The 13,564-nt window shown below is 73.6% G+C and carries 16 protein-coding genes; 14 read left to right on the top strand and 2 right to left on the bottom strand.

The genetic code is table 11. From position 1 onward, the window contains the following. Positions 1-3 precede the first annotated feature (3 nt). From IE182_RS26650 to IE182_RS26595, 13 genes are all read left to right on the top strand, one after another. Complete coding sequence (locus IE182_RS26650; protein WP_190112496.1) at positions 4-591, top strand: GNAT family N-acetyltransferase; 588 nt, start codon at positions 4-6, stop codon at positions 589-591. A 135-nt stretch (positions 592-726) separates the two neighbouring features. Further along, positions 727-810, top strand: coding sequence for a putative leader peptide (locus tag IE182_RS32875; RefSeq protein WP_340563645.1), 84 nt, complete (start codon positions 727-729; stop codon positions 808-810). Positions 811-937: 127 nt separating this feature from the next. Then, positions 938-2,638 carry a nitrite/sulfite reductase gene (locus IE182_RS26645; RefSeq protein ID WP_190112495.1) on the top strand — a complete coding sequence of 567 codons (1,701 nt, stop codon included), beginning with the start codon at positions 938-940 and terminating at the stop codon, positions 2,636-2,638. A gap of 88 nt (positions 2,639-2,726) precedes the next feature. Next, entirely contained in the window at positions 2,727-2,903 is a 177-nt protein-coding gene (locus IE182_RS26640; protein WP_190112494.1) for a hypothetical protein, read from the top strand. Beyond that, positions 2,890-3,573 (top strand): phosphoadenylyl-sulfate reductase, encoded by a 684-nt coding sequence (locus tag IE182_RS26635; RefSeq protein ID WP_190112493.1) that lies wholly within the window; start codon positions 2,890-2,892, stop codon positions 3,571-3,573. Before IE182_RS26640 ends, IE182_RS26635 begins: the two co-directional genes overlap by 14 nt. After that, entirely contained in the window at positions 3,570-4,130 is a 561-nt protein-coding gene (cysC, locus tag IE182_RS26630) for an adenylyl-sulfate kinase (RefSeq protein WP_190112492.1), read from the top strand. Before IE182_RS26635 ends, cysC begins: the two co-directional genes overlap by 4 nt. Next, positions 4,127-5,044 carry a sulfate adenylyltransferase subunit CysD gene (gene cysD, locus IE182_RS26625; protein WP_190112491.1) on the top strand — a complete coding sequence of 306 codons (918 nt, stop codon included), beginning with the start codon at positions 4,127-4,129 and terminating at the stop codon, positions 5,042-5,044. Before cysC ends, cysD begins: the two co-directional genes overlap by 4 nt. 2 nt (positions 5,045-5,046) lie before the next feature. Beyond that, complete coding sequence (locus IE182_RS26620) at positions 5,047-6,384, top strand: sulfate adenylyltransferase subunit 1 (RefSeq protein ID WP_190112490.1); 1,338 nt, start codon at positions 5,047-5,049, stop codon at positions 6,382-6,384. Next, a complete protein-coding gene (locus IE182_RS26615) occupies positions 6,381-6,518 on the top strand; it encodes a hypothetical protein (protein WP_190112489.1) in 138 nt (45 codons plus the stop codon). Before IE182_RS26620 ends, IE182_RS26615 begins: the two co-directional genes overlap by 4 nt. An 80-nt stretch (positions 6,519-6,598) precedes the next feature. Next, complete coding sequence (locus IE182_RS26610) at positions 6,599-7,717, top strand: aliphatic sulfonate ABC transporter substrate-binding protein (RefSeq protein WP_190112488.1); 1,119 nt, start codon at positions 6,599-6,601, stop codon at positions 7,715-7,717. A gap of 55 nt (positions 7,718-7,772) precedes the next feature. Next, positions 7,773-8,573, top strand: a complete 801-nt coding sequence (locus IE182_RS26605) for an ABC transporter ATP-binding protein (RefSeq protein ID WP_190112487.1) — start codon at positions 7,773-7,775, stop codon at positions 8,571-8,573. Beyond that, positions 8,560-9,444: an ABC transporter permease gene (locus IE182_RS26600; RefSeq protein WP_190112486.1), complete on the top strand. Its 885-nt coding sequence runs from the start codon at positions 8,560-8,562 to the stop codon at positions 9,442-9,444. The genes IE182_RS26605 and IE182_RS26600 overlap by 14 nt, the downstream gene beginning before the upstream one ends. 10 nt (positions 9,445-9,454) lie before the next feature. Continuing rightward, positions 9,455-10,186 (top strand): sirohydrochlorin chelatase, encoded by a 732-nt coding sequence (locus IE182_RS26595; protein ID WP_190112485.1) that lies wholly within the window; start codon positions 9,455-9,457, stop codon positions 10,184-10,186. 81 nt (positions 10,187-10,267) lie between these two features. Here the strand turns inward: IE182_RS26595 and IE182_RS26590 are convergent, their stop codons facing one another. Then, positions 10,268-11,479 carry a macrolide family glycosyltransferase gene (locus IE182_RS26590; protein ID WP_190112484.1) on the bottom strand — a complete coding sequence of 404 codons (1,212 nt, stop codon included), beginning with the start codon at positions 11,477-11,479 and terminating at the stop codon, positions 10,268-10,270. Positions 11,480-11,642: 163 nt separating this feature from the next. On the opposite strand from IE182_RS26590, the gene IE182_RS26585 reads away from it, so the two are divergent. Further along, complete coding sequence (locus tag IE182_RS26585) at positions 11,643-12,533, top strand: phosphotransferase enzyme family protein (RefSeq protein WP_190112522.1); 891 nt, start codon at positions 11,643-11,645, stop codon at positions 12,531-12,533. A 31-nt stretch (positions 12,534-12,564) separates the two neighbouring features. Here the strand turns inward: IE182_RS26585 and IE182_RS26580 are convergent, their stop codons facing one another. Then, complete coding sequence (locus IE182_RS26580; RefSeq protein ID WP_229845128.1) at positions 12,565-13,512, bottom strand: zinc metalloprotease; 948 nt, start codon at positions 13,510-13,512, stop codon at positions 12,565-12,567. Between the last annotated feature and the right edge of the window lie 52 nt (positions 13,513-13,564).

Here is a 13,564-nt window from a genome sequence, read left to right as displayed (position 1 = left end):
GCCATGAACAACAGCGCGACGACGACCGTGACGACCTGGTCGCTGGAACAGACTTCGCCGGCCGACCTCGTGCCCGCCCGCATTCCGGACGCCTCGTCCGGGATCCGGATCGAACGGGCCGAGGTGCCCTCGCCCGAGTTCAGCCGCTTCCTCTACACGGCCGTGGGCGGGGACGTGACCTGGACCGACCGGCTGCCCTGGCCGTACGAGCGGTGGCGGGCGCACCTGGAGCGGCCGGGCGTCGAGACGTGGGTGGCGTACGAGCACGGGACGCCGGCCGGGTACGTCGAACTGGAGGCGCAGCCCGAGGGGGCCGTGGAGATCGTGTACTTCGGGCTCGTCCCGCAGTTCCGGGGGCGCCGCATCGGCGGGCACCTGCTGACGTACGGGACCGCGCGGGCCTGGGACCTGGCCGGACGGTGGCCGGGACTGGAGCCGACGAAGCGGGTGTGGCTGCACACCTGCAGCAAGGACGGGCCGCACGCGATGGCCAACTACGAGCGGCGCGGCTTCCGGCTGTTCGACACCCGTACCGAGGAGGAGCCGGACACCCCGCCGCCCGGCCCCTGGCCCGGCGCCCACCCTGCGTGAGCCCGGTGTGAACCCCGGCGCGCGGGCCGCCGGCCGGCCCGCGGCCCCCACGAGCCGTCCCATGCGTTGGGACGGCTCGTCTTGCCATACGGACAACAGTGGACTGGCCGAAGAGCGCCGTGCCACGCTTCCCCCATGTCCCGTGCTGGAATCCTCTTGGTGAGTCGGCGTCACGTCGATCTCTGCCGCATGTCCAGCGCCATCTGTCCGGCGGGCTGACAGTCACAGCACCACCGCCGTCCCCGCTCGTCGCCGCCGTTGCCGACGAGCGCGCTTGCCGCACCCGATTCCCATGCCTCCGCGCCCCTCCATTACCGACGCATGCGGACTTTAAGGACATTTCCCCATGGCTGACTCCGCTCCCCCCTCCCCTGCCGCGCCACCCCGGCGCAAGACCGGCCGCCATCGTGGCGAGGGCCAGTGGGCCGTCGGCCACTTCACCCCCCTCAACGCCAATGAGCAGGTCAAGAGGGACGACGACGGTCTCAATGTGCGGACACGTATTGAGACGGTCTACTCCAAGGCCGGCTTCCACTCGATCGACCCCGCCGATCTGCGCGGCCGCATGCGCTGGTGGGGCCTGTACACCCAGCGCAGGCCGGGCATCGACGGCGGGAAGACCGCGGTCCTGGCGCCGGAGGAACTGGACGACGAGTTCTTCATGCTGCGGGTGCGCATCGACGGCGGCCGGCTGACCACCGGGCAACTGCGCGTCATCGGTGAGGTGTCCGAGGAGTTCGCGCGCGGCACCGCCGACCTCACCGACCGGCAGAACGTCCAGTACCACTGGATCCGGATCGAGGACGTGCCCGAGATCTGGCGGCGGCTGGAGGCCGTGGGCCTGTCCACCACCGAGGCGTGCGGTGACACGCCCCGGGTCATCCTCGGCTCGCCGGTCGCCGGGATCGCCGAGGACGAGATCCTCGACGGCACCCCGGCCATCGAGGAGATCCAGCGCCGCTTCGTCGGCAACCCGGACTTCTCCAACCTGCCCCGCAAGTTCAAGTCGGCCGTCTCCGGCTCCCCGCTGCTGGACGTGGCGCACGAGATCAACGACGTCGCCTTCGTCGGCGTGCACCACCCCGAGCACGGGCCGGGCTTCGACCTGTGGGTGGGCGGCGGGCTGTCCACCAACCCCAGGCTCGGCGTCCGGCTGGGCGCCTGGGTGCCGCTCGCGGACGTCGCGGACGTCTACGGCGGCGTCATCGGCATCTTCCGCGACTACGGCTACCGGCGGCTGCGCAACCGCGCCCGGCTGAAGTTCCTCGTCGCCGACTGGGGCGCCGCGAAGTTCCGGCAGGTGCTGGAGGAGGAGTATCTCGGCCGCCCGCTCGCCGACGGGCCCGCCCCCGCGCAGCCCGCCGGGCGCTGGCGCGACCACGTCGGCGTGCACCGGCAGAAGGACGGCCGCTTCTACGTGGGCTTCGCCCCGCGCGTCGGCCGCGTCGACGGCGCCACCCTCACCAAGATCGCCGCACTGGCCGAGGAGCACGGCTCGGGCCGGCTGCGGACCACCGCCGAGCAGAAGATGATCGTGCTCGACGTGCCGGAGGAGCAGGTCACCTCCCTGGTGGCGGGCCTGGAGGCGCTGGACCTGCGGGTCGGCCCCTCGCCCTTCCGGCGCGGCACGATGGCCTGCACGGGCATCGAGTTCTGCAAGCTCGCGATCGTGGAGACCAAGGCGCGCGGCGCCTCGCTCATCGACGAACTGGAGCGCCGCCTCCCGGACTTCGACGAGCCGCTGACCATCAACGTCAACGGCTGCCCCAACGCCTGCGCCCGCATCCAGGTCGCGGACATCGGCCTCAAGGGCCAGCTGGTCACGGACGAGGCGACGGGTCGTCAGGTGGAGGGCTTCCAGGTGCACTTGGGCGGCGCGCTGGGGCTGGAGGCCGGATTCGGCCGCAAGGTGCGCGGCCTGAAGGTCACGTCGGCTGCGCTGCCCGACTACGTGGAGCGGGTGCTGCGCCGCTACCAGCAGCACCGCACGGACGGCGAGCGGTTCGCCCAGTGGGTGACCCGGGCGAGCGAGGAGGACTTGTCGTGAGCGACGCACGCGCGGCCGCCGGGCCGCAGACAGCAACGACGCCCGCACCTCTGCGCCACGCGGGCGGAGAAGCGAACGGGGGAGAACGGTGAGCGAACGAGCCGCCCCTTTCCACTGCCCCTACTGCGGCGACGAGGACCTGCGGCCGGGTGAACAGGGCCACGGGGCGTGGGAGTGCGGTGCCTGCAACCGGGCGTTCAAGCTGTCGTTCCTCGGGCTCCTGGCCCGGGGCCTGGCCACGGGAGGCTCCCATGACGGGGCTTGAGCAGCTTGCCGAGCGGGCCGGGCGCGAGCTGGAGGACGCTCCCGCGCTGGAGGTCCTGCGCTGGGCGGTGGACACCTTCGGCGAGCGCTTCTGCGTCACTTCCTCCATGGAGGACGCGGTCGTGGCGCATCTGGCCGCACGTGCCCGCCCGGGCGTCGACGTGGTCTTCCTCGACACCGGCTACCACTTCCCGGAGACCATCGGCACCCGGGACGCGGTCGAGGCGGTGATGGACGTCCGTGTCCTCACGCTCACGCCCCGGCTGAGCGTCGCCGAGCAGGACGCCGTCCACGGCCCGGCGCTGCACGACCGGGACCCGGACCTGTGCTGTGCGCTGCGCAAGGTCCGGCCGTTGGAGGAGGGGCTGGCGTCGTACGACGCCTGGGCCACGGGCCTGCGCCGCGACGAGTCGCCGAGCCGGGCGGGCACGCCCGTCGTGGGCTGGGACGCGCGGCGCCGGAAGGTGAAGGTCTCCCCCATCGCCCGCTGGACCCAGGCCGACGTGGACGCCTACATCACCGAGCACCACGTGCTCACCAACCCCCTGCTGGCGGACGGCTACGCCTCCATCGGCTGCGCGCCGTGCACGCGTCGCGTCGCGGACGGCGAGGACGCGCGGGCCGGCCGCTGGGCGGGCCGGGGCAAGACCGAGTGCGGACTGCACGGATGACACGGGAGAGGAACATGAGCGTGGGTGCCACCGTGTGGCTCACCGGCCTGCCGAGCGCGGGCAAAACGACCATCGCCCGGGCGCTCGCGGCGCGGCTGCGCGACGAGGGCCGGCGGGTGGAGGTGCTCGACGGCGACGAGATACGGGAGTTCCTCTCCGCGGGGCTCGGCTTCTCCCGCGAGGACCGGGACGTCAACGTGCGGCGCATCGGGTTCGTCGCCCAGCTGCTGGCCTCGCACGGGGTGACCGTGCTCGTGCCGGTCATCGCGCCCTACGCCCACGCGCGGGAGGAGGTGCGGGGGCGGCACCAGGCGCAGGGCACCGGCTATGTGGAGGTGCACGTGGCCACGCCGGTGGACGTGTGCTCCGCACGGGACGTCAAGGGCCTGTACGCGCGGCAGGCGGCCGGTGAGCTGGCCGGGCTGACGGGGGTGGACGACCCCTACGAGGTGCCGGCCGACCCCGACCTGCGGATCGCGGCGCACGAGCAGGGCGTCGGGGAGTCGGTGGCGGCGCTGTACGCCCTGCTGGGCGAGAAGGGGCTGGTGCGGCCGTGAGCGACGTCGGCGACAACCCGTACGTGCTGTCCCACCTGGACGCGCTGGAGTCGGAGGCGGTGCACATCTTCCGGGAGGTGGCCGGTGAGTTCGAGCGGCCGGTGATCCTCTTCTCCGGTGGCAAGGACTCCATCGTCATGCTGCACCTGGCGCTGAAGGCGTTCACGCCGGCGGCCGTGCCCTTCGCGCTGCTGCACGTGGACACCGGGCACAACTTCCCCGAGGTCCTCCTCTACCGCGACCGGACCGTCGCCGGGTACGGCCTGCGCCTGCACGTCGCCTCGGTGCAGGACTTCATCGACCGCGGCGAGCTGCGCGAGCGCCCCGACGGCACGCGCAACCCCCTGCAGACCGTGCCGCTGCTGGACGCGATCGGGCGTCACCGCTTCGACGCGGTCTTCGGCGGCGGGCGGCGGGACGAGGAGAAGGCGCGCGCCAAGGAGCGGGTGTTCTCGCTGCGGGACGAGTTCGGCGGCTGGGACCCGCGGCGGCAGCGCCCGGAGCTGTGGCAGCTGTACAACGGCCGCCACTCCCCCGGCGAGCACGTGCGCGTCTTCCCGCTGTCGAACTGGACCGAGCTGGACGTGTGGCAGTACATCGCCCGCGAGAAGATCGAGCTGCCCTCGATCTACTACGCGCACGAGCGCGAGGTCTTCGCCCGCGACGGCATGTGGCTCGCCCCGGGCGACTGGGGCGGCCCCCGGGACGGGGAGCGGCTGGAGAGACGGCTGGTGCGTTACCGCACGGTCGGGGACATGTCCTGCACCGGTGCCGTGGAGTCCGGCGCGGCGAGCACCGAGGCCGTCATCGCCGAGATCGCCGCGTCCCGGCTCACCGAGCGGGGCGCGACCAGGGCCGACGACAAGCTGTCGGAGGCCGCGATGGAGGACCGCAAGCGCGAGGGGTACTTCTAGCCATGACCAGCACCATCCCCGACACGTCCGCGACGTCGCTGCTGCGCTTCGCGACCGCCGGCTCCGTCGACGACGGCAAGTCCACGCTCGTCGGGCGGCTGTTGCACGATGCGAAGTCGGTGCTGGCCGACCAGCTGGAGGCCGTCGAGCACGCCTCCCGCAGCCGCGGCCACGACGCACCCGACCTCGCGCTGCTGACCGACGGGCTGCGCGCCGAGCGCGAGCAGGGCATCACCATCGACGTCGCCTACCGCTACTTCGCCACCCCCCGCAGACGCTTCGTCCTGGCGGACACGCCGGGCCACGTGGAGTACACCCGCAACATGGTCACGGGCGCCTCCACCGCCGAACTGGCCGTGGTGCTGGTCGACGCCCGCAACGGCGTCGTCGAGCAGACCCGCCGCCACGCCGCCGTCGCCGCGCTGCTGCGCGTGCCGCACGTGGTGCTGGCGGTCAACAAGATGGATCTCGTCGGCTACGCGGAGTCCGTCTTCGCGCCCATCGCCGAGCAGTTCGCCGCGTACGCCGCCTCGCTCGGGGTGCCGGAGGTCACCGCGATCCCCGTCTCGGCGCTCGTCGGCGACAACGTGGTCACCCCGTCCGCCCACATGGACTGGTACGGCGGGCCGACCGTGCTGGAGCACCTGGAGTCCGTGCCCGTCGTCGCCGACCCCACGGCGGCCCCGGCGCGCTTCCCCGTCCAGTACGTCATCCGCCCGCGGACCGCGGCCCACCCCGACTACCGCGGCTACGCCGGTCAGCTCGCCTCCGGCGTGCTGCGCGTCGGCGAGAGCGTGACCGTGCTGCCGTCGGGCCGGACGAGCACGGTCGCCGGCATCGACGCGCTCGGCACGAGCGTGGACGTGGCCTGGGCGCCGCAGTCGGTGACGGTGCGGCTCGCCGACGACGTGGACGTCGCGCGCGGCGACCTCATCGTGCCCACCGCCGGGGCGCCCGCGCCGGTGCGGGACGTCGAGGCGACGGTCTGCCACGTGGCCGACCGCCCGCTGCGCGTCGGCGACCGGGTGCTGCTCAAGCACACCACCCGCACGGTCAAGGCGCTGGTGAAGGCGGTGCCGTCCCGGCTGGCACTGGACGGCTCCCCGGCGATCTCCCAGCACCCCTACCCGGGCGAGCTGGCCGCCAACGACATCGGGCGGGTGGTGCTGCGGACCGCCGAGCCGCTGGCCCTCGACGCCTACGCCGACTCCCGGCGCACCGGCTCGTTCCTGCTGATCGACCCGGCCGACGGGACGACGCTGACGGCGGGCATGGCGGGCCCGGCCTTCGCCGCGGACACCCCGCTGGCGACGGCCGACGACGAGGACTGGGACCTGTGACCGGGGCCGGGACCGGGAGCGTCCGGGACGCGTTCTCGACCTTCGACAAGGAGGGCGGCCGGATCGGCAGCGGTGCCCTCGGCAGCGGCCAGGGCGGGGTCGGCCGATGTGCCGGCGCGGGCGCACGCCCGTGACACCGCCGCTCCCCCGTCCCCTGTGAACCGCCGGGCGTGCCGTCGCCGTACGCACCGGCCCGCGGAGAGGAACCCCCCTCATGTCTGCTGCCGCTCACCCCGCACGCCGCCGCGCCCTCGCGGCCGCGGCCGTCCTCCCCCTGCTGATCGGCGCCCTCGGGGCCTGTGGGTACGGCTCGGAGGAGAACTCCGGGAAGACCGACGCCGCGAAGGCCCGGACCCAGGGCAGGAAGCTCTCGGCCGACACCGTGCGGATCGGCTACTTCCCCAACATCACGCACGCCACCCCGCTCGTCGGTGACCAGGAGGGGCTGCTGCAGAAGGAGCTGGGCGGCACCGAGCTCCGTACGACGACGTTCAACGCCGGCCCGTCCGAGATCGAGGCGCTCAACGCGGGCTCCATCGACATCGGCTGGATCGGCCCCTCGCCCGCGATCAACGGCTATGTGAAGTCCAAGGGCAAGAGCCTGCGGATCGTCTCCGGTTCGGCCTCCGGCGGCGTGAAGCTGGTCGTCGACCCCAAGAAGATCACCTCGCTGGACGACGTCAAGGGCAAGCGCATCGCCACTCCGCAGAAGGGCAACACCCAGGACGTGGCCTTCCTGAACTGGATCGCCGAGAAGGGCTGGAAGGTCGATCCGCAGAGCGGCAAGGGCGACGTCTCCGTCGTCCGCACCGACAACAAGGTGACGCCCGACGCCTTCAAGTCCGGCTCCGTGGACGGCGCCTGGGTACCGGAGCCGACGGCCTCCAAGCTCGTCTCCGAGGGCGGCACGGTGCTGCTGGACGAGAGCACGCTGTGGCCGGACAAGAAGTTCGTCATCACCAACGTGATCGTGTCGCAGAAGTTCCTCGACGCGCACCCCGACGTCGTCGAGGCCGTGCTGCGCGGCTCGGTGCGGACCAACGCCTGGATCGCGGACAACCCGGACAAGGCCAAGGCGTCGGCCAACGCGGCGTTGAAGAAACTGTCCGGCAAGGAGCTGCCGGCCGAGGTGCTGGACCCCGCCTGGTCGTCCCTCACGACGACGGACGACCCGCTGGCCACGACGCTGCGGGCCCAGGCGGACCACGCCGTGGCGGCGGGGCTGCTGGAGAAGCCCGACCTGTCGGGGATCTACGACCTGACCCTGCTCAACAAGGTGCTCAAGGCCGAGGGCAAGCCGGCGGTCGACGCCGCGAAGCTCGGCAGGCAGTGACGTGTACGCCGCAGTAGGGGCGCGCATGCCCGTCCGCACACCAGGAGGTGGCCGGATGACCCCGGCACTGACCACCGCGACCTCCGGCACGGCAGTCGGCGACGACATACCGGCGGCCGTCCGGATCGACCACGTCCACAAGAGCTACGGCCGCCCCGGCGCGGACCGGCCCGTGCTCGACGACATCACGCTCGACGTCCGGCCGGGCGAGTTCGTGTGCCTGCTCGGCGCCTCCGGCTGCGGCAAGTCCACGCTGCTGAACCTGGTGGCCGGACTGGACCGGCCGACGGCCGGCAGCATCACGGTGCCCGGCGGCCGGCCGGCACTGATGTTCCAGGAGCACGCGCTCTTCCCGTGGTTGACGGCGGGCCGGAACATCGAGCTGGCCCTGCGGCTGCGCGGCGTGCCGCGGGCCGGACGGCGGGCGGAGGCGGAGCGGCTGCTGGAGCTCGTGCGGCTGGGCGGGGCGTACGGCAAGCGCGTGCACGAGCTGTCGGGCGGCATGCGCCAGCGGGTCGCACTGGCCCGGGCGCTGGCGCAGGACAGCCGGGTGCTGCTGATGGACGAGCCGTTCGCGGCGCTGGACGCCATCACCCGGGACGTGCTGCACCACGAACTGACCCGCATCTGGTCGGAGACGGAGCTGTCGGTGCTGTTCGTCACGCACAACGTGCGCGAGGCGGTACGGCTCGGCCAGCGGGTGGTGCTGCTGTCGTCCCGGCCGGGACGGGTGGTGCGGGAGTGGGAGGTCGGCATTCCACAGCCGCGCCGGATCGAGGACGCGGCGGTGGCCGACCTGTCGGTGGAGATCACGGAAGAGCTGCGCGAGGAGATCCGCCGTCATGGCCGGCACTGACACCACCCCCGTCGCCGGGGGCGACCTCGCGGGCCTGGAGGCCGGGCTCGACGCGCTGGACGCCGTCCAGGTCAAGCGCACGCCGCTGCGCCAGGTGCTGCTGCAGAAGGTGCTGCCGCCGGTGGTGGCCGTGGTGCTGGTCCTCGTGGTGTGGAAGCTCCTGGTGCTCGCCCGCGTCACCGACGACTACAAGCTGCCCGACCCGTCCGCGGTCGGCGGGAGCCTGCGCCGGCTGTGGCTGGACGGGACGCTGCTGGACATCATCTGGACCAGCGTCTCGCGCGGCCTGCTCGGCTTCGTCGCCGCCCTGGCCATCGGCACCCCGCTCGGGCTGCTGGTCGCCCGGGTACCCGTGGTCCGGGCGGCGATCGGGCCGATCCTCTCGGGCCTGCAGTCGCTGCCGTCGGTGGCGTGGGTGCCGGCGGCCGTGATCTGGCTGGGCATCACGGACGCGGCGATGTACGCGGTGATCCTGCTGGGCGCGGTGCCGTCGATCGCCAACGGCCTGGTGTCCGGGGTCGACCAGGTGCCGCCGCTGTACCTGCGGGCGGGGCGCACGATGGGGGCGACCGGGGTGCGCGGGGCCCGCTTCGTGCTCTTCCCGGCCGCGCTGCCCGGGTACATCGCGGGCCTGAAGCAGGGCTGGGCGTTCTCGTGGCGGTCGCTGATGGCGGCGGAACTCATCGCCTCCTCCCCGGAGCTGGGACTGGGCCTCGGCCAGTACCTGGAGAACGCCCGCACCGACTCCGACATGCCGGGCGTGCTGCTGGGCATCCTGCTCATCCTGTTCGTGGGCATCGCCATCGACCTGATCGTCTTCAGTCCGCTGGAGCGCAGGGTGCTGCGCATGCGCGGGCTGGCGGCGCGTTAGGAGCGGGAGCATGGTCCTGCTGATCGTCGCCCACGGCAGCCGCGACGCACGGCACGCGGCCACCGTCGCCGCGCTGCGCGCCCGCGTCGCGGCCCGGCGGCCCGGGCTGCGGGTCGAGGCCGGCTTCCTGGACTTCTGCGCCCCGCGCGTGGAGGAGGTGCTGGCCGGCCTGGCGGCGGAGGGCGTACGGAAGGTGGTGGCCGTCCCGCTGCTGCTGACCCGCGCCTTCCACGCCAAGTCCGACATCCCGGCCGTGCTCGCGGGCGCCACGTCCGCCCTGCCGGGCCTGACGGTGCGCCAGGCCGCGGTCCTCGGCCCGTCCGCACTGCTGACGGCCGCGCTGGAGCGGCGGCTGTACGAGGCCGGGGTGCGCCCCGGCGACCGGGGCTCGACCGGGGTCGTCCTGGCCTCGGCGGGCTCCTCCGACCCGGAGGCGAACGCGGTGATCGCAGACATCGCGCGGGAGTGGCGGCACACCGGCTGGTGCGCCGTGCGGCCCGCGTTCGCCTCCGCCTCCCCGCCGCGCACCGAGGACGCGGTGCGCGCGCTGCGCGCGGAGGGGGTGCGCCGGGTGGCGGTGGCCCGCTACGCCCTGGCTCCGGGGCGGCTTCCGGACCGCATCGCCGAAGGGGCGCGCGCGGCCGGTGCGGAGGTGCTGACGGAGGTGCTGGGGGCGGCGCCGGAGGTGGTGTCGCTGCTGGTGCGGCGGTACGAGCAGGCGGCGGAAGCGGCGGCGGCCTAGGTGTCCTGGCCGGCGGCGGGCGGCCGCCGCGCCCCGTGGGGGTTGGGCACGGCAGCCGCCCGCACGGGACCGTACCAGGGGTCACCGGCCGGACCGAAGCTCCGCCTCGATGAGATCGGCCGCATAGGGGGTGCCGCCCTCCGCCGCCAGCCCGGCCCGCAGCGCCGCCGACCGCTCGGCCACGACGGGATCGTGGACCAGGGCGAGCACCGCCTCGCGCAGGGCCGCGGCCGTCGCCTCCTCCCTCGGCAGGTGCCGGGCGACGCCCAGCTCCTGGAGCAGCGCGGCGTTGCCGAACTGGTCGACGGCCTGGGGCACCGCGACCATCGGCACCCCGCACGCCAGGCCCTCCTGGCAGCTGCCCATCCCCGCGTGGGTGACGAAGGCGTCGGCCTGCTGAAGGACCGACAGCTGCGGGACCCAGCGGCTCACCTCGACGGTGGCCGGGACCGGGCCCAGGTCGGCGAGGTCGACGTGCCGGCCGATCTGCAGCAGGACGTGCCAGCCCGGCAGGTCGCCGAAGGCGGCGATGCACGCGCGGTAGAAGCCGGGCTGCTTGGTGAACGTCGAGCCGAGGGAGACCAGCAGGACCCGCTCGGCATCGGCGGGGCGCTGCCAGGTGCCCTGGTCGCCGCGGTCGCCCTGGCAGGGGCCGGTGAAGGTGGTGACGGTCTCGTCCACCCGGTCGGCGTGCGGCTGCATGGCCCGCGGGATGACGGCGAGGCAACGGTCGGGGCGGCCGACGAAGTCGTCGGGGTGGAGGGTCATGCCGTTCTCCGCCAGCCAGGCGGTGAAGCGCTCGTAGTAGGCGATGCCGCGTGGGGTGCGCCGCATCGGGTCGAGCATCGGCGCCGCGACCTCCTCCTCGTAGCCCTCCCAGGCGACCAGGCAGGGCGAGAGCTGCACGCACGGCACGCCCCAGCGGTGGGCGAGGACGCGGGCCGGGTAGGCGGTGATGTCGTACAGGACCAGGTCCGGCTCGTCGCCCTCGTAGGCCGCCGCGAGCTGGGGCAGGACGTGCACGGCGTCGTCGAGGAACAGCTCGAAGTGGTCGATCGGCTCGGTGCCCCAGGCGTCGGGGTCCTCGCCGGTGGGCAGCGTCGACTCGTAGATCCGCGGCTCGGCGCCGGTGGTGGCCACCAGCTCCGCGAACGCCGCGGGGACCGCATACGTGACGCGGTGGCCCCGGGCGACGAGCTCGCGGATGACGTCGAGGGTCGGGTTGACGTGACCGGAGGCGGCGATGCTGAACATGGCGATGTGTGCGGGCCGTTGACCGGCGGGGGAAGTCATGCCGTCACCATAGACGAGACGATACGTATCGTTCAAAGTTTTTTCGCGACCCGCTGCGCCCGCCGCGCCCCCGCTGCCGGCCGGCCCACCGCGGGGAGGGACACTTGCGGTGGCCGGCACCCAGCACGCCGGCCTCGGGTACGGCGGGCACGGAAGGTACGACATGGCGGACGCGAAGGTGACGGAACCGTTCACGGAACAGCGGGCACGCGAGCTCCTCGCCACGGCGGCGACGCCGCTGCCCGCGGCGGAGGCGGAGCTGCTCTCGCTCGGTGAGAACGCGGTGTTCGCCGCCGGCGGTCTCGTCGCCAAGGTGGGCCGGGACGCATCGCTGCACGAGCGCGCCGCGCGCGAGCTGCACATCGCCGACTGGCTCGCGGAGTGCGGCGTTCCCGCCGTACGGGCCGCGGACACCGCAGTGCAGGACGCCGACGGCCACCCGGTGACGCTCTGGCACCGGCTTCCCGACGCCGTGCGGCGCCCCGCCGCACCCGCCGACCTGGCCGGGCTGCTGCGCCTGGTCCACGCCCTGCCCGAACCGGACTTCGCGCTGCCGCGGCGCGAACTGCTCTCCGGCGTCGAGCGGTGGCTGCGGCTGGCCGGGGACGCGATCGACCCGGCCGACGCCGACTACCTGCGCGAGCGCCGCGACGGCTTCGCGGCCGCGGCCGCCGCGCTCACCCCGCACCTGACGCCGGGCCCGGTCCACGGCGACGCGCTGCCGCGCAACGTGCACGTCGGGCCGGACGGTCCCGTCCTCGTCGACCTGGAGACCTTCGCCACCGACCTGCGGGAGCACGACCTGGTGGTCATGACCCTCAGCCGGGACCGGTACGGCCTGAACCCGGACGTCTACCACGCCTTCGTGCACGCCTACGGGTGGGACGTGCGGGAGTGGGAGGGCTGCGCCGTGCTGCGCGGGGCCCGGGAGACGGCGAGCTGCGCCTGGGTGGCCCAGCACGCCCCGGGGAACCCCGCGGCCCGGGCGGAGTTCGACCGCCGGGTGGCGTCCCTGCGGGACGGCGACCCGGCGGTGCGGTGGAATCCGTTCTGAGCGTTCCGGGCCGGCCCCTGCACCGGGGCGTTCAGCAGGGGCCGGCGGCCGGGAAGCTGCTCCGGGGGCCGTCGAAGGTGGCGTCGACGCGGGTCACCTGGCCCTGGGTGAACAGGAACATCGCCGCGTCGTCGACGTAGTCCATGTAATTCATGAACATGTCGCCGTTCGGGCCGTTGCCGCAGGAGACGTGGGGAAAGGCCGGCTCGCCGAAGTTGGGGCCGCCCTGGTTGGGGGTGTCGGCGACGAAGTCGCTGCCGCTGCAGCCCGTCCCGTCGTCGCCCCAGATGTGGAAGAGGTTGAGCCAGTGGCCCACCTCGTGGGTGGCGGTGCGCCCGAGGTGGAACGGCGGCGTCGCGGTGCCGGACGTGCCGAACGCGGAGTGCAGGATGACCACGCCGTCCGTGGCGGCCGGCCCGCCGGGGAACTGCGCGTAGCCGAGCAGCGAGTCGCCCAGCTGGCACACCCAGACGTTGAGGTAGCGGTCGGCGGGCCAGGCGTCGTGGCCGCCCTGGGCCGTGAACTTCACCGAGTCGTCGGCCGGGAACGCCGTCACCTGCGTCTGCGTGCGGGTGATGCCCGTGGTGGGCTGCCCGGTGGGGTCCACCGAGGCCAGGCGGAACTCCACCCGGGCGTCGGCCGCCAGCGGCTTCCAGACGGCGGGGACCTGGACCACGTCCGCGTTGCGCTTGCGGAAGTCCTGGTTGAGGACGTTGATCTGGCTGGCGATCTGGGCGTTTCCGATGTTCTGCGCGCCGGCCTGGTACACGACGTGGACGACGACGGGAACGCAGGTCACGCCCGTGCGGGCGGCCCGCTCCGCTCCCCGTTCGTAGGCGAACGCGCGGTTCTCGACGGCCGCGCGGGCGGCGGCGTACGCGGGGTGGGTGTCAAGCAGCCGGCGGTGGACGTCCATGGTGGCGCAGAGCCTGCGCCCTGGCGGCCGGGGTGCGGATCCGGTGGTCTGGGTGTCGGGCATGCTGCGCCCTCCTGGAATCGCCGTGGGACACGGCCGGGTGGGGAACGCGGGC

It is taken from the genome of Streptomyces cinnamoneus, from assembly GCF_014650495.1.
Classification (GTDB): domain Bacteria; phylum Actinomycetota; class Actinomycetes; order Streptomycetales; family Streptomycetaceae; genus Streptomyces; species Streptomyces cinnamoneus.
Note: the sequence above shows the minus strand (reverse complement) of the source record. Positions and strands in the feature narration are given on the sequence as shown.